This window comes from Photobacterium sanguinicancri (assembly GCF_024346675.1).
GTDB classification, from domain to species: Bacteria; Pseudomonadota; Gammaproteobacteria; order Enterobacterales; family Vibrionaceae; genus Photobacterium; species Photobacterium sanguinicancri.
In genome coordinates, this window is the sequence record NZ_AP024850.1 from 3,598,459 (window position 1) to 3,614,664 (window position 16,206).

Here is a 16,206-nt window from a genome sequence, read left to right on the forward strand (position 1 = left end):
CGGATGACTGATAAAAAAACCAATAATAACACTCCTGCAGAAAATGGCTCAGCTGCCGCTAAGCCAACCAACCAGCAAGGGCAGGCGAGCGCTAACGCAAGTAAGCCACAAACGTCAGCACAAAAAGAAGCCGACAAAAAAGCCACAAGCTCTGCTGAGAAATCAGCACCTGAGGCCAAAGCTACAGCACAGCCTGCAGCACCCGCCGACAAAAAAAGTGGCAGTAAAACTGGCGCAATAGCCATTGCGTTAGTGATTGCTCTGGGTGCTGGCCTTTATTATCACGGCCATCAACAAACCCAAACCCAAAATGCCCAAGTTGCCGCGCTACAACAGCAACTGACCAGCATGAAAGCAGCACTTGCTGCAAACCAACAAGAAACCTTGGGTAAAGTAGAGCAAAGCCTACATGGCACCGACGTGTCGATTACTCAGCAAGAGCAATCAATCCAAGGTTTACAACTCGCCCTCGCAGAAATGAAAGGCCGTCGTCCGAACGACTGGTTACTGGCTGAAGCGGATTACTTGGTGAAAATGGCGGGCCGTAAATTATGGTTAGAGCATGATGTGGTGAGCGCAACTGTCTTACTGGAATCTGCGGACAACCGTATTGCCGAGCTGAACGACCCAAGTCTGACGCCTGTGCGTAAAGCAATGAACACCGATATTACATCACTAAAATCGGTAGCACGTATCGATCGTGATGGCTTGGTGCTTCGCTTAACCAGCCTACAAGAACAAGTGGCAAACCTGCCATTGGCCAATGCCATCATGCCAGAAGCTGAAGTCGTAGAAGACACAACAGTCAGCACGTCGGTAGACGACTGGAAAACTAACTTAATGACATCGCTACAGAACTTCAGCGATCATTTCATTACGTACCGTAAGCGTGATGGCAGCGTGATACCTCTGCTTTCACCAAAACAAGATTTCTATCTGCAAGAAAATATCAAATCTAAGCTAGAGACAGCCATCAAAGCGGTTTACCGTGAAGAAGGTGAGCTATACAGCAAGTCGCTGGTCATGGCGAAAGACTGGGCGCAGCAGTTCTACAACCAAGATGCCCCTGAAACCCAAAGCTTCATCAAAACACTGGATCAACTTGCGGGTGAAGGCATTGAAGCTAGCTACCCTACGCGTTTGCAATCTCAGCCGTTAATCACCGATTTGATCAGTGAACGTCTTCGCAACCAAGTAAAACCAATCAGCACTGAGGAGAATCCAGCATGATCAAACTGTTACTACTTGTAGCGGCGCTGATTGCTGGTGTCGTGGTTGGCCCTATGCTGGCAGGTAATCAAGGTTATGTCCTGATATCAGCAGCTAACCAAACCATAGAAATGAGTGTCACTACGCTTATCTTATGTGTTGTGGTGTTGTTAGGCGTGTTGTTCTTACTCGAAAACATCCTAAAACGTATCTTCTCACTCAGCAGTTCAACTCGTGGCTGGTTTGCGGGTCGTAAAACCCGTAAAGCGCGAGCACTCACAGCAAACGGCTTGATGAAAGTGATCGAAGGTGACTGGAAACAAGCAGAAAAGCTCGTTGTGAAAGCGGTGAAGTACAGCGATACACCAATGCTAAACTACTTGGCTGCAGCGGAAGCCGCACAAGGCCAAGGCGATACAGAACAACGTGATGATTACCTTCGCTTAGCCTCTGACCTTGATAGCCAAAACCTCGCTGTTGCGTTAACTCGTGCCAAGCTACAGTTACGCCAAAAAGAATATGAGCAAGCATTAGCTACACTTTGTGATATCAAACAAAACCACGGTCGCAACCCGATCATGCTGGGCCTACTCAAAGAGTGCTACATCCAGCTTGAAGATTGGAAACCGTTATTAGCCCTACTACCTCAGCTTGAGAAACAACACGTTATTACGGCTGAAGAAGCTGTAATACTGGCTCAGAAGGCTGAATGTGGTTTGATGGTACACATAGCTCAACACAGTGGTAGCGATGGCCTAATGGGTCACTGGAACGGCCTTAGCCGTAAAGACAAGCAACGCCCAGAACTCGTGGCCTGCTTTGTTCGCCAAATGATCACCAAAAAAGCAGATAGCGAAGCGTACGCAGTGCTACGTGATTCGCTGAAAAAGCAAAGCAACGACACCTTAATTGAGTTAGTGGCTGAACTGAATCTGCCAGATAACCACCCAGCGATTGTTCGCCTGCAAGATTTACTACGCTACGACAGCAACAACCCAGTGACGCATAGCGCACTGGCGCAACTGTTTATGCGAGATGAAAAGTGGGAAGAAGCAAAAGGTCATTTCGAGCAAGCTATCGCGCTTCGTCCTGATGTGACCGATTACGCGCATTTGGTTAAAGTGCTAGAAAAACTCAATGATGAACAAGGTGCCGCGTCGGTTTCTCGTCAAGCACTAACATTAGCACTTCCTGCTAAGATCTAAATCTATTAGCAAATAACATAAAGCACTCCTCGGAGTGCTTTTTTTATACCCATAACCAATGATTTAGCTTTCCCCAGCAACATAATTGTTTCTAAGTGTTAATAGTTATTTCATCTTATATCCACACCATTGATAGCGTTTTGTAAACGTTATTCAATATAGCTTCTTCTCGCTAACAAATGGACAACCGAAATGGATATGTTTGCATGGCTACTTGTTTCAGGCATCATTGTTTCAGTGATCACATGTGTGATGACAGCGGTTCTTGTAAAAGAAGCGTGATTCAGACATAAAAAAGCCTCCACTATCGGAGGCTTTTTTATTGTTTATTATCCATAAGTACGGCCAACGACTACGCGTCACCCTCTTCTGTTTTTTGCGCTTTCTTTACCGCTTGGTTATAACGCTTCACCGCTTTCGCAGCTTGCTTTAACCGCTTGGCTTTTTTCTTCGCCAACTTAGTGACTTTTTTACCCAAGTCTTGCTCTGGTTGCGCTTCATGTTCTTTTAGCGCGGTCATCTCTGGCACTATGGTGCTCATGCTCGATGCAGGCTGAACTTTCGCTAAACGCGCTTGAGAGACTAATGCGCTGGGTTTACACAGATACACTTTCTCACTGGCGACACGCGCACAGCTCGAACACATAAAATTAGGTTCACTGACAATCTTGCTAATAATGGCAATCTTGTCGGCAATTTCGACGCGACGATACTTACATAATGACTTTGCCATTGACGACTCTCCAAGCAAAAGCGACTTACTCATCTCAAAACGAGGCCACATCTCGGTGCGGCGCATTATTATCGTGTGCTGTTTTGTAGACGTATTTCTTCCATGTCTGCAGTTATACCAGTAAGGCGCCCCTCTCTCTAGTAGCGCCAACCAATCGTCATTGCTTGATGGGGTTTATTTCATGGCCGCCTTTACATAAACATCGAACCGATTCTTTTTAGTTTCAATCGCCGTAGAAGGCTTCACCAAATCTAAAAATTCAGCATAGTCAGGGCGTTTAACCACCACCCGTTTAGTCGCTAGCGCCAGTGCCGGTGTTAATAAGCCATCAGCATCCAGATCCGCACCGACTAGCGATTGGAATACCCGCATCTCTTTTTTCACCAATGCCGATTTCTTTTTATGTGGATACATAGGATCCAAATACACCACTTCTGGTGCTTCAAAGTCAGCATTATCCGCTAAGTCGATCAAAGCTTGCTGGCTTGATGCGTGCAGTAACGTCAACCGTTCACTTACCCAACCACCAATTTCAGGATCTTGTTTAGCACGGGTTAAGCCATCATCAAGCAGTGCAGCCACAACAGGGTGACGTTCGACCATCTGCACTTTACAACCCAAGCTTGCCAGCACAAAAGCATCACGCCCTAAGCCAGCGGTACCATCTAGCACCTTAGGCATCACACCGCCTTTAAGGCCAACAGCTTTAGCAATCGCTTGTCCACGGCCACCACCGAATTTACGACGATGAGAAGCGGCACCACCAGCAAGATCGACATACACTGCACCCAGCTTAGGTTCGTCTAACTTACGCAGTTCAAGACGCTCTTCAGTAAGTACCAACGCAAAATCGCTGCTATCAGTATGGCTAAGTCCCCAGCGTTGCGCTAATTGGTCTAGCTCGCCCTGACGTTGTGGGGCTTCACAGATTAAAGCTAATTGCACAAAATACTCCGGTAAATGCGGCTAATCAGAATAAGGGGCGGGATTATACCACCGCATTTTGGTCTTGGCTCAACTCTGCCACCAGTTTCGCTAACGGCTGGGGTTTGCCAAATAAATAGCCCTGCGCGTAATCAACCCCGAGATCTTGCAGCTTCGCCAAGATGGCTTCATTTTCAACAAACTCTGCCACGGTTTTCTTACCCATTTTTTTGGCTAGTTCATTGATCGCTTTTACCATCGCAAAATCCATCTCATCTTCGGCAATATCGCGGACAAACATACCATCGATTTTAATAATATCGACCGGCATCCGCTTCAAATAGCCAAACGATGATAGCCCTGACCCAAAATCATCCAGCGAAATTAAACAGCCTAACGATTTTAATTGAGTAAAGAGTTGTATCGCCTCACTCATGTTACCAATGGCCGCGGTTTCAGTAATTTCTAAGCAGAGTTTTTCAGTAGGGATCCCAGAATGGCGAATACGATCAATCAAGAATTCAACAAAATCACGATTGCCCATCGACTGTCCCGACAAGTTTATCGCACACAGCTCTAACTGCTCGATAGCTTTCGGGTTTGCTTGCAGCCATCCAATCGCTTCTTGCACCACATAACGATCGATCAAGTGCGCTAAGTTATAACGCTCAGCCGCGGGAATAAACAATCCAGGCGAGACCATCGAGCCATCTTGATTACGCATCCGCACCAAGATTTCATAATGATGCTTACCGTGCTCGCCCCCTAACGGCGAGATTTGCTGCGCATATAAATCTAACCGCTTTTCAGCCAAGGCGTCACGAATATGATTAACGTATTCCATTTCTAATTCACGACGCTTTAGCTCTTCATCATCCGGATGGTAGAGGTGTAAGCGATTACGCCCTTCATCTTTGGCGGCGTAGCATGCGGTATCCGCTTGGGCGTGAACTTGCTGGGGTGAACCTGCCGTTTCATCAATCAAACGCACCCCAATCGAGCAACTAAAACTAAAACGAGAGTTCTGCCAATAGAATTCAGATTCATCAAGCAGCAATAGAATTTCCCGACCAAAAGCGAGGGCATCGCTAGCATCACAGTGACGTAAGATCACGGCAAATTCATCGCCCCCTAATCGGGCTAAGGTCGCTTTACTCGGCGTGATGCTTTGTAGCATTAACGCCACTTGCTTTAGCGCTTCATCACCAGCTTCATGCCCTGCGGTATCGTTAATCACTTTGAACTGGTCTAAATCAATATAGAACATGGCATGACGCGCACCTTTGTCGCACACGTCTAACAAGACCCGTTCTAATTGCTGTTCAAAGTAAGATCGGTTAAACAAATCCGTCAGGTAATCATGGCATGCTTGATACGCCAACTTGGCTTCCAGCTGATGGGTAGAGGTAATGTCTTCTCCCACAATCAACAACTGTTTTTTCGATTGAGCTGGACGGATGGTTTCACGAATCCAGACTGTATCACCGCGAGCACAGCGATACTGCAACTGACGACGCCATACTTTTTGATCACTTTCTTGAGCGGCCGACGCAACAAATTGCTGAGGAATAGCGGTGCTATCCAAATAGAAATCCGTGACTTTATGACCAAGTAGCTGGCGTTTATCGTAACCCAGAAGATCGGCTGCAAATTGATTGACCGATTGAATGCGCGCTTGGCTATCAATAGTCAGTAAAATAACGGGCTGCTGTTCATACAACAGGCTATAGCTCACCTCACGATCGCGCAGTTTATCTTCCATCTGGCTGCGAGCCGTAATATCCCGCGCTTCAAATAACATTTGGCCAGAACCCGCCTCATCAAATGGCATGCTTTTGATGGTGATATCTAACATCAAGCGATCGCCATCGCTGCTTTGTAGCTCCGCGGTAAAGCGTGACATTTGATCGCTTTGTGCCAAGAGGAAAGCTTGGCTAAGCTGCAATGCCCCATCTTGATCCCAACAATCCCAACGCCATAGTGGGCGATCATACTTAATGATGCTGCGGCCTAATAAATTCTGTAGCGCTAGATTCGCAGAGACTAAACTGCCATGCGTTTCCAAGATCGCGATATATTGAAAGCTTTGATCAAACACCCCTTCAAATAATGCCTGACTTTGCTGCAATTGATGTTCGCTCTTACGCTGGCGGCGGATCATAAGAGACAACAAAATAATCACAGGCCCCATCACCAAAATGGTAAACAGCATGGTTTTGAGTTCTTTCTTGTGACGTTCAAACCAAGTCAGCGGCTGATTAAGCAATAACGCTTGGTCGTTATCAACATCAATCCCCCACTTCTCTAACATTGGATAATTGAGCATCAACTGGCTCGGACTCGACTGCAATACTGGATAGCTGACGATATCACCGTCTAAGACATTATTGAGTAATTTACCCATCATAGTGCCCAGGTCATAACCACTGGTCACCACCCCGCCTGTCGCCCCATACTGCAACATGAAGTTATACATCACATAAACAGGTGCCGATGCTCTCTCTGTTAGCTGCTTAACAAACTTTCGACTGGCCCGAAACTGACCATCGCCATCTTTAAAATACACAAGCAAGATGATCGCTGAATCGGGTGGTAAATCACTGGCAAAGTCCAGCACATCATCAAACTTATAGTTAGGCAATTTAATCAATTCGATATCAAGACTGGGAGCTTTACGCTTATATTCTTCTACATCGTGCCACAACTCTTGCCCGGTATAAGTTCGATCGGCTAAAACATATAAACGCTTAAGGTTCGGCTGTAAGCTTTTGGCTAACTTAACATTCTCAACCGCCCGAGATAACTCAAGCACACCGACAACATGTTTAATTTTGTTATGTTTTTGGGCGTTATAATTATTAATACCGCCAAACACCACAGGGGTATCCCCTACATAGTCGCCAAGCTGGTTCACTAGCCATAAAGCATGATCGTCAGTTACGACAATCGCATCATATTTTTCTTTTTGCAGTTTTGTACGATAGACATCAAGCAGTTCATTTAGATATTTTGGCGACTGATAACGCTTACTGTCCATATAGCTAATACTGAAGGGGATATCACGTGAATTAGTCGCCACTTCTAAACCCGCTTGCAGTGAATCAGTCCAGCGAAGCCCTTGATGATAGGAGTGGATCACTAAGGTTTTAGGCGGAGCCGCAAAAGTGGAAAAGGTCACAGGAAAAAGTAACAAGAGAAGAAAGCGCATAATATTGCCAGTGATCCTTTAATTCATTGCTTAAGTATTTTTACTGTAGCCTTTAGATCTACATTATCGCAGAATGCATAAGTATATTTTTCAATCACACCCGATCCGACGTCAGTATAAAAGATGCTCGCACAGGTATAAACCAAGGGATGGTAAATAACGATGACCCCGCTACCACGGATAGATGACCTCGACCGCGATATCTTAGATGCTCTAATGACCGATGCCCGTACACCATACGCGGAGATGGCTAAGCGTTTCAATGTTAGCCCTGCAACGGTGCACGTGCGGGTAGAAAAAATGCGCGCAGCGGCGATCATTACGGGAACCGAGGTGGTCGTGAATCCGAAGCTGCTCGGTTACGATGTCTGTTGTTTTATTGGCATTAACTTAAATGCAGCCCGTGATTACCATTCAGCCTTGGCAAAACTCAATGACCTCGATGAAGTGGTTGAAGCTTATTACACCACAGGGGCATATAACATCTTCGTCAAATTGATGTGTAGATCAATTGAAGAATTACAACACGTGTTGATTGATAAGCTCCAAGCGATTGATGAAGTGCAATCGACTGAGACCCTGATCTCATTGCAAAATCCGATCAATCGAAACGTAAAACCTTAACGTTAAATGGTTAGCAAAAAAAACGAGCGACAAGGTGATCCTCATCGCTCGCTATATATTCAGTCTTTACGTCTTACTATGGTAAGCACAAGAGACGAATATTATTGTTCGCCACTGATAGATGCAGCATCTGCCTGACGAGCAGCCGCTTCTTCAGCCAACCACTCTGCAACGCTCTTCGCAAAGTAAGTCAAAATACCATCTGCACCTGCACGCTTGAAGCACATAAGCGATTCCAATACGGTCTCTCGCTCTTTCAGCCAACCATTTTGGATTGCCGCCATGTGCATCGCATACTCACCAGATACTTGGTAAGCAAACGTCGGTACTTTCAGTTCGGTTTTCACTCTGCGAACCACATCTAGGTATGGCATGCCTGGCTTCACCATCACCATGTCAGCGCCTTCATTGATGTCCATCGCCACTTCATGCAGTGCTTCATCTGAATTCGCTGGGTCCATTTGGTAGGTTTTCTTATCTCCACCTTTGAGGTTACCCGACGAACCGACGGCATCACGGAACGGACCGTAATAGTTAGACGCATATTTCGCTGAGTACGCCATGATTTGGGTATGAATAAAACCCGCCTCTTCAAGCGCTTCACGAATGGCACCAATACGGCCATCCATCATGTCTGATGGTGCAACCACATCGGCACCCGCTTCCGCGTGTGATAGTGCTTGTTTAATTAATATTTCAGTGGTGACGTCATTGATCACGTAACCATCTTCATCAATGATGCCATCTTGGCCGTGAATGGTGAATGGGTCTAATGCCACATCCGTAATCACGCCCATCTCTGGCACATGCTCTTTTAACAGACGCACGGCGCGCTGTACCAAACCTTCTGGGTTGTAAGCTTCACCGGCACAAACGCTTTTAAAGTCTTGGGAAACGACTGGGAATAAGGCTATCGCAGGTACACCAAGCTTCGCTAAATATTCCGCTTCTTGGAGCATCAGATCAATCGACAGACGCTCAATACCCGGCATCGACTCTACCGTTTCACGACGATTTTTACCCATAAGAACAAACATTGGGTAAATCAGATCGTTTACGGAGATCTGGTTTTCAGCCATTAAACGACGACTGAAGTCATGTTTACGCATTCTGCGCATACGGCGTGCTGGAAACGCGCCCTGAATAGATACAGACACGGCCTACTCCTTGTATAGGTTGATTCGCAATCTAGTTCGATAATACCACTGTCGATAAATTTAGCATGGTTCGATCGCAAAAAATGCTTGGGTTGTAGCACGAGAATTCATCATTACATCAGCGACTTGCTGATCACGACATGCCGCAATCACTGTCGCTATATGCGGTAAAAACTGAGGTTCGTTACGACTCGATTTGGGTTTTGGTCGATAATCACGCGGTAAAAGATATGGACAATCGGTTTCGATCATCAAGCGATTATCGGGGATATGGCGAACAATATCCCGCAACTCGGTACCACGGCGTTCATCGCATACCCACCCCGTAATGCCAATATGCAGATCAAGTGCAAGGCATTCTCGTAGCTCTTGTTCACTGCCCGTAAAGCAATGCAGAACCGCCGCAGGTAACTTATCGCGCCATGGGGAAAGAATATCAATAAAGCGCTGATGAGCATCGCGACAATGCATAAAAACGGGCATGTTCAATTCTGCCGCTAGCGCGAGTTGTGCTTCAAACACCGCTTCTTGCTGGGGACGGGGAGAAAAGTCACGATTGAAATCTAAGCCACATTCACCAATGGCCACCACTTCAGGCTTGGCAGCTAAAGCACGGATAGCGGGGAGTGTTAGATCATCCACTGACTTAGCGTCATGGGGGTGCACCCCTGCCGTACTGAAACAATAGTTTGGCCATTGTGCAGCCATTTGCCATGCCTGCTGGCTTTCTTCAATACTGGTTCCCGTTAATATCAGCCCCGTCACACCCGCCGCTTGAGCTCGCGTTATCACTTCATCACGATCTTTATCAAATCGCGCATTGGTTAGATTTACGCCAATATCAATCATTGGTTTTTGCTTCCTTAAAAAACAAAAAACCGGCTAAAAGCCGGTTTTTTCATTGTCGCAATTATCACTCTTCTTCAGCGTCTACATCTTTACGGACATAGAAACGCGCGAAGAATAAGCCAACTTCAAACAAAATACACATCGGCACTGCAAGCAGTGTTTGCGAAATAATGTCTGGTGGTGTCAGCATCATACCTACCACGAACGCCCCTACAACAATGTATGGACGCTTTTGACGTAAGCTTTCAGGATCAGTGGCTCCCGTCCAGCACAACAAGATAATCGCAACAGGCACCTCGAATGCAATACCAAACGCCATGAACAGCGCGAGGATAAAGTCGAGATAACTGGATATATCCGTTGCTACTTGCACCCCTTCAGGCGCAATGCTGGTGAAGAAACCAAACACCAATGGAAATACCACAAAGTACGCAAAAGACACACCGGCATAAAACAGCAGTGAGCTAGAGAATAATAGTGGCATGATCAGCTTACGCTCATGCTTATACAAGCCCGGTGCAATAAAGCCCCAAACTTGGTACAAAATCATAGGCACAGCAACAAACACCGAGGCGACTAAGGTCAGTTTTATCGGAGTAAAGAACGGTGACGCCACATCTGTTGCAATCATGCTGGCACCTTCAGGTAGTTTTTCTACCAAAGGGGCTGACAAGAAGGCATAGATGTCGTTGGCGAACCATACTAAACACAGAAATACCACCAAGACACTCAGTAGCGAACGCAATAGTCTATTTCGCAACTCTAGCAAATGGCTAAAGAGAGGTTGCGTCTCTTCGACTGTCGACATAGTGATCTAATCTACTCCTGCTTTTGAGAAGTCGTGGCTGAGGATTGCTCGCTTTTTTTATCAGCATAAGGACGCTGCACGTCTGACGCGGCTTTTTTCAGCTCATCGACAGAGTCACGCAATTCAGGCGATAAATCCTGCATCCCCATTTGCTCGGCTTTTTTAAGATTTTCTTGTAGCTCTTGAATCTTTAATTCTTGAGACAATTCATCTTTAACCGAGTTTGCCATATTACGAGCAGCACCTACCCAACGCGAAACAGAACGAATCGCGACTGGCAGACGCTCCGGCCCCAGTACGACTAATCCCACAACGGAGATCAGTATTAACTCCCAGAACCCGATATCAAACACGTATTAAACCTGCTCTTTGTCTTTTTGGTCTTTCTGGCCAGATTGAACTTGCTCACCCTCTTTTTCAGACAATTGCTTCTGATCGAAATCAGCGTCGTTATCTTTCTTAGCAGCAGCTTGTTCGTCATCGCCGATCGCTTTTTTGAAACCCTTCACTGCTGAGCCTAAATCACCGCCCAGTGTACGAAGTTTTTTGGTTCCGAATAAAAGAACAATGATCAGTGCAATGATTAATAATTGCCAAATACTGATACCACCCATGCTTGTTATACCTCAGCTCTTTGTGGTTAAAACCGTAAAGTTAATATTGCAACGTACTCTCACCGCTATTTGCGGCAAGCTCGCCACCCTAGTAACCAAAACGTGACGCCCATTGCAGCAGAGACTGCCGGATAGGTTTCAACATGATTACTAAAAAGTATGGCAGAACATACAACCAAAGTTGCACCAATGCCAAAATGGAATCTAGCTTGGCCTTGATTGCGACGGCTCTCCATGAAATTGTCATAGAGTTTATCCATTCGCTGATTCATCGCTTTGCCTTGGCGCAAACTGTCGTAAAGTAATTCAGGTAATTCGGGTAATTTTTCAGCCCAAAATGGTGCTTTACTCTTTACAGCTTCCACGATGGCTTGCGGGCCAACTTGACGCGACATCCAATCTTCAAGGAAAGGTTTAGCGGTATCCCACAAATCTAATTGTGGATATAACTGGCGACCTAATCCTTCTACATATAGCAGTGTTTTCTGCAGCAATACTAGCTGCGGCTGCACTTCCATATTAAATCGACGCGCGGTATTAAATAAATTCAACAGCACATGACCAAATGAGATTTCACAAATTGGCTTCTCAAAAATAGGTTCACATACCGTTCGAATAGCAACTTCAAATTCGTCAACATTAGTATCTGGTGGAACCCAGCCAGAGTCCACATGTAACTCCGCGACTTTACGGTAGTCACGGTGGAAAAAGGCCAGTAAGTTTTCAGCCAGATAGCGCTTATCTTCTCGATTAAGCGTACCAACAATACCGCAATCTAGTGCTATCCACTGTGGGTTTTCAGGTCGCTCATACGAAACGAAAATATTCCCAGGGTGCATGTCGGCATGAAAGAAGCTATCACGAAATACTTGGGTAAAGAAGACTGTGACTGCATTTTCTGACAGTAACTTTAAATCTGTTCCGTTCGCTTTGAGCGCATCAATATCTGAAACTTGAATACCATATATGCGTTCCATGACAAGTAATCGTTCACGGCTGTAATCAGTGAACATTTCTGGCACGTACAGCATATCGCTGTCTTCAAAGTTACGACGCAGTTGAATACTGTTCGCCGCTTCACGCATCAAATTCAGCTCATCGAGCAGGGTTTTTTCGTATTCACGCACCACTTCTGTCGGACGCAGACGGCGCGCTTCAGGTAGCAAGCTAGAAACAATCCCAGCCATGCGGTACATCAGTTTAATGTCCGCTTGAATCACTGGCAGAATGTCTGGGCGGATGACTTTCAGTACCACTTCACGGCCATTTTCTTTCAAAATAGCGGTGTGAACTTGCGCTATCGATGCCGACGCCAATGGCACTTCATCAAAATCATCAAACCATTGTTCTAGCGGCCCACCTAAGGCTTCTTCCATGTGTTGCTTAGCTAAGCGACCATCAAACGGCTCAACTTGGTCTTGCAGCATGGCAAGTTGATCGGCGATGTGTGGCGGAAACAAATCTCGGCGGGTCGACATCATCTGACCCAGCTTGATCCACACAGGCCCTAGCTCTTGTAGTGCTAAGCGTAAGCGCTCACCCAATGATTTATCCGCGTGTTGGTTCTTAACCCAAAAAAGAGATTTTCGGGCAAGTTTCGGGAGTTTCACTCGGGGATCATCAGGTAAGAAATCGTCGAGACCGTATCGAAGTTTCACTTCGATAATTTGGTATAGACGCTTTAATTCGGAATAAGTCATCATGGTTTAGTAACGCTCTAACAGCTGGTTAATGCGCGCATCTAAACGAGCCACATCGGTTTTTACATCATCAACCTGATCGGCAAAATGAGCGATTTCTAGTGCTTGAGGGGCAAGTTTCCACTCTTCAGTGATCACTTCAGCTAAATCACGCTGACGACGTGTAATGCCGCGTTGGACAAAGCTCAAACCTGTTTTCGCGCCCTGTACTAAGGTATGAGCAACCACGTCACCAGTATACTGCGACAGTTTTTCTTCAACATCGGGCTTTAAACCACTCAGTAATGAAGAGAACTGTTGAGCAAGTTGAATATCACCGTCCAATGATAGCTTGTCGGCTTTGATGAGCTGCGTCAGGTTAGCCTGTTGGCGCAACTCTGGTAATACACTTAAATTCAACGCGAGTTGGCAATCCACCTCGCCTTCAAATGCACCCAATACATCCAATTGCTGACTAAACACAAAGTACAGTGTTTTACCCATTTCATTAATGGTGACACTGATGACTTTGCCACGTAAACGGGCTAAACGACGCTGCGATTCAACATCGTCATTCAGTAGTGTATTGAGCGAGGTTTCAACCACGCCGGTAACAAATACATCAATTGGCATAGGGGCCTCAGAACTTGTAACCACGGTGAAGCGCAACAATACCACCCGTGAGGTTGTAATAATTTGTTTGCTCAAAACCGGCTTCTTGCATCATCCCTTCCAGCGTTTCTTGGTTTGGGTGCATGCGAATAGATTCAGCGAGGTAACGGTAACTTTCGGCATCATTCGCAATCAGCTCGCCCATTTTAGGCAGCAAGTGGAACGAATACGCATCGTAAATTTTTGATAACGGCTCTAATACTGGCTTTGAGAACTCCAGTACCAATAAACGACCACCGGGTTTCAATACACGGTACATTGAGCGTAGTGCTTTATCTTTATCTGTTACATTACGAAGACAGAAACTAATCGTAATACAGTCAAAGTAGTCATCTGGGAACGGAAGTTCTTCAGCATTTGCTTGAACATAACCAACGTTACCCACAATACCGCTATCACGCAGTTTACTACGGCCAACTTTTAGCATTGAGTTATTGATGTCTGCCAGAACAACTTGGCCAGTTTCACCAACGATACGTGAGAATTTTGCGGTTAAATCACCAGTACCACCACCAAGGTCAAGCACACGATGACCTCGACGAACGCCGCTGCAATCAATCGTAAAGCGCTTCCAAACACGGTGAATACCCATAGACATCATGTCGTTCATAATGTCGTATTTCGCAGCTACCGAGTGGAAAACCTCTGCGACCATGTTAGCTTTTTCTTCCTTGGCTACAGTGCGGAAGCCAAAGTGAGTTGTATCTTGCGTGGTGTCCGTCATGCTATGTCCGTCATGCTGATTGGGGTGTAAACAATTGGCCTAGTTTACTTGATGGTCGCGGTTTGCTCAAAGTTATGTCGACATTCATTTACGACAATGCGCGTGGTGCTGATATTGGAGGGATACTTTGTGATCCACTTTCATCTAACGGCAACGCTTTTTCAACCAATGCTGGTGTAATATCACGCTTCACTTCGACCCCTAGCGATTTAAAACTTTCAGCCTGACGGATAACGTTACCGCGCCCAGTAGACAATTTATTCATCGCCCCTTGATAGCTCTGGTTGGCTTTCTCAAGCGAAGCACCAACACCTTCCATGTCGGTCACAAATAAACGCAATTTGTCATACAGCTTACTCGCACGCTCGGCAATTTCTTTGGCATTGTGATTCTGGCGCTCATTACGCCATAAGTTGTTGATTGTACGCAATGCCACTAATAGGGTAGTTGGACTCACCAACATGATATTTTGATCCATAGCATCACGGATCAAAGAAGGGTCGGCTTCAATAGCGGCTTGGAATGCAGGTTCTACCGGGATAAACATCAAGACGTAATCCAAACTATGGACACCATGTAGTTGATGGTAATCTTTACGGCTTAATCCGCGAATATGGCTACGGATAGAGGCAGTGTGCTCACTCATGGCCAGTTCACGTTCGGCGATAGTTTCAGCGTTAAAGTAACGCTCATACGCCACCAGCGACATTTTTGCGTCGATCACTACGTCTTTATTTTGCGGTAAATGCACGACAACATCAGGTTGATAACGCTTACCGTCTTCATTTTCTAGGCTAATTTGAGTTTGGTATTCATGACCCTCGCGTAAACCAGACTCACTCAGCACTCTAGCTAGCACCACTTCACCCCAGTTACCTTGGGCTTTGTTATCCCCTTTTAACGCTTGAGTTAGGTTAACCGCCTCCTGCGCCATTTGTTCATTCAACTGCTTAAGGTTATTAATTTCATGTACCAAGGTATGACGCTCTCGCGCCTCGGCACTAAAGCTGTCGTGGACCTGCTTTTTAAAGCCTTCAAGTTGAGCGCGTAGCGGGTAAAGAATGCTTTCTAAGCTCTGCTTATTTTGTTCATCAACGGTTCGTGTTTTCTGTTCAAACATCCGATTAGCAAGGCTTTCAAACTGAATACGAAAACGCTCTTCCGCGCTTTCTAATAAGGCAATTTTCTCTTCTGCCGATTTTTGCTCTTCAAAATGGCGGGCTTCTTGCTCGCGTAAATCACCTTCCAAGCCAGCATTAGCGCCTCGAGCATTTTCAAGTTGCTCGGTCAGGTACTGCTTTTCATTTTTAAGCGCTTCAAAATGCCGCATCTTCTCTAATGCAGCCGCTAAGCGTGCATGCATTTGGCGTAGTTCATGACTTAAACGATCACGATCAACATCGGTTTCATCCAACTCTTGGCTGCGTTCATTCAATTGCTGTTGAATTTGTTGCTCGCGGGTATCGGCCAAACGCTGATCAGCGGTGCGCTGTTGTTGCCAGAGTGCAATTTGCTGTTTGTGTTTACCATTCAGCCACAGTGCTGTTACTACACTGGCTAATGTTGCTCCTGTTGCGGCAGCAACCGCGAATAGCAAGTCGCCGCTAAGCCACTCTGTCATGATGTTTAACCCTGAAAAATACCAATAATTTCTGAATTTAAGGCTAAGTGGATACTGGATAAATGTCCAGCACTTAAAGCGGTGAACCCAACAAGATAACGGTGAAGAGACAAACCAAAATGGAAATGTAGAATGGAGTGCGCTAAGGGTCACAGCCTGAAGTTTTGACCTCTAGTCGC

At 45.9% G+C, this 16,206-nt stretch carries 15 protein-coding genes; 3 read left to right on the top strand and 12 right to left on the bottom strand.

The features are described from left to right. The first annotated feature begins 3 nt into the window (after window positions 1-3). Entirely contained in the window at window positions 4-1,230 is a 1,227-nt protein-coding gene (hemX, locus tag OCU87_RS16570) for a uroporphyrinogen-III C-methyltransferase (protein WP_062690318.1), read from the top strand. Further along, window positions 1,227-2,414 (top strand): heme biosynthesis HemY N-terminal domain-containing protein, encoded by a 1,188-nt coding sequence (locus OCU87_RS16575; protein ID WP_261857578.1) that lies wholly within the window; start codon window positions 1,227-1,229, stop codon window positions 2,412-2,414. Before hemX ends, OCU87_RS16575 begins: the two co-directional genes overlap by 4 nt. Before the next feature lie 352 nt (window positions 2,415-2,766). Here OCU87_RS16575 and OCU87_RS16580 read toward each other — a convergent pair whose 3' ends face one another. The 3 genes from OCU87_RS16580 to OCU87_RS16590 all read right to left on the bottom strand — a co-directional run bounded on the left by OCU87_RS16580 (window position 2,767) and on the right by OCU87_RS16590 (window position 7,279). Next, on the bottom strand, window positions 2,767-3,147 hold the full coding sequence (locus OCU87_RS16580; RefSeq protein WP_062690316.1) for a hypothetical protein: 381 nt from the start codon (window positions 3,145-3,147) through the stop codon (window positions 2,767-2,769). A 174-nt stretch (window positions 3,148-3,321) separates the two neighbouring features. Then, on the bottom strand, window positions 3,322-4,092 hold the full coding sequence (locus OCU87_RS16585; protein ID WP_261857579.1) for a class I SAM-dependent methyltransferase: 771 nt from the start codon (window positions 4,090-4,092) through the stop codon (window positions 3,322-3,324). A 43-nt stretch (window positions 4,093-4,135) separates the two neighbouring features. After that, on the bottom strand, window positions 4,136-7,279 hold the full coding sequence (locus OCU87_RS16590; RefSeq protein WP_261857580.1) for an ABC transporter substrate binding protein: 3,144 nt from the start codon (window positions 7,277-7,279) through the stop codon (window positions 4,136-4,138). Between the two features lie 162 nt (window positions 7,280-7,441). On the opposite strand from OCU87_RS16590, the gene asnC reads away from it, so the two are divergent. Beyond that, complete coding sequence (gene asnC / locus OCU87_RS16595; RefSeq protein WP_062690315.1) at window positions 7,442-7,903, top strand: transcriptional regulator AsnC; 462 nt, start codon at window positions 7,442-7,444, stop codon at window positions 7,901-7,903. 101 nt (window positions 7,904-8,004) lie between these two features. On the opposite strand, the gene hemB is transcribed toward asnC, so the two are convergent. The 9 genes from hemB to rmuC all read right to left on the bottom strand — a co-directional run bounded on the left by hemB (window position 8,005) and on the right by rmuC (window position 16,027). Continuing rightward, the gene (hemB, locus tag OCU87_RS16600; protein WP_094956040.1) at window positions 8,005-9,060 is read right to left on the bottom strand and encodes a porphobilinogen synthase; all 1,056 of its coding nucleotides are present in this window, start codon (window positions 9,058-9,060) and stop codon (window positions 8,005-8,007) included. 60 nt (window positions 9,061-9,120) lie between these two features. Next, window positions 9,121-9,909 (bottom strand): 3'-5' ssDNA/RNA exonuclease TatD, encoded by a 789-nt coding sequence (tatD, locus tag OCU87_RS16605; RefSeq protein WP_261857581.1) that lies wholly within the window; start codon window positions 9,907-9,909, stop codon window positions 9,121-9,123. Window positions 9,910-9,973: 64 nt separating this feature from the next. Next, entirely contained in the window at window positions 9,974-10,717 is a 744-nt protein-coding gene (gene tatC / locus OCU87_RS16610; protein WP_062690313.1) for a Sec-independent protein translocase subunit TatC, read from the bottom strand. 11 nt (window positions 10,718-10,728) lie between these two features. Further along, complete coding sequence (tatB, locus tag OCU87_RS16615) at window positions 10,729-11,070, bottom strand: Sec-independent protein translocase protein TatB (protein ID WP_062690312.1); 342 nt, start codon at window positions 11,068-11,070, stop codon at window positions 10,729-10,731. Window positions 11,071-11,073: 3 nt separating this feature from the next. Continuing rightward, complete coding sequence (gene tatA, locus OCU87_RS16620) at window positions 11,074-11,331, bottom strand: Sec-independent protein translocase subunit TatA (protein ID WP_062690311.1); 258 nt, start codon at window positions 11,329-11,331, stop codon at window positions 11,074-11,076. Between the two features lie 65 nt (window positions 11,332-11,396). Further along, window positions 11,397-13,031, bottom strand: a complete 1,635-nt coding sequence (gene ubiB / locus OCU87_RS16625) for a ubiquinone biosynthesis regulatory protein kinase UbiB (protein WP_062690367.1) — start codon at window positions 13,029-13,031, stop codon at window positions 11,397-11,399. Window positions 13,032-13,037: 6 nt separating this feature from the next. Further along, entirely contained in the window at window positions 13,038-13,643 is a 606-nt protein-coding gene (locus OCU87_RS16630; RefSeq protein WP_062690310.1) for a ubiquinone biosynthesis accessory factor UbiJ, read from the bottom strand. Window positions 13,644-13,650: 7 nt separating this feature from the next. Continuing rightward, window positions 13,651-14,406, bottom strand: a complete 756-nt coding sequence (ubiE, locus tag OCU87_RS16635) for a bifunctional demethylmenaquinone methyltransferase/2-methoxy-6-polyprenyl-1,4-benzoquinol methylase UbiE (RefSeq protein ID WP_094956043.1) — start codon at window positions 14,404-14,406, stop codon at window positions 13,651-13,653. A gap of 88 nt (window positions 14,407-14,494) precedes the next feature. Then, a complete protein-coding gene (rmuC, locus tag OCU87_RS16640) occupies window positions 14,495-16,027 on the bottom strand; it encodes a DNA recombination protein RmuC (RefSeq protein ID WP_062690309.1) in 1,533 nt (510 codons plus the stop codon). Window positions 16,028-16,206 lie beyond the last annotated feature (179 nt).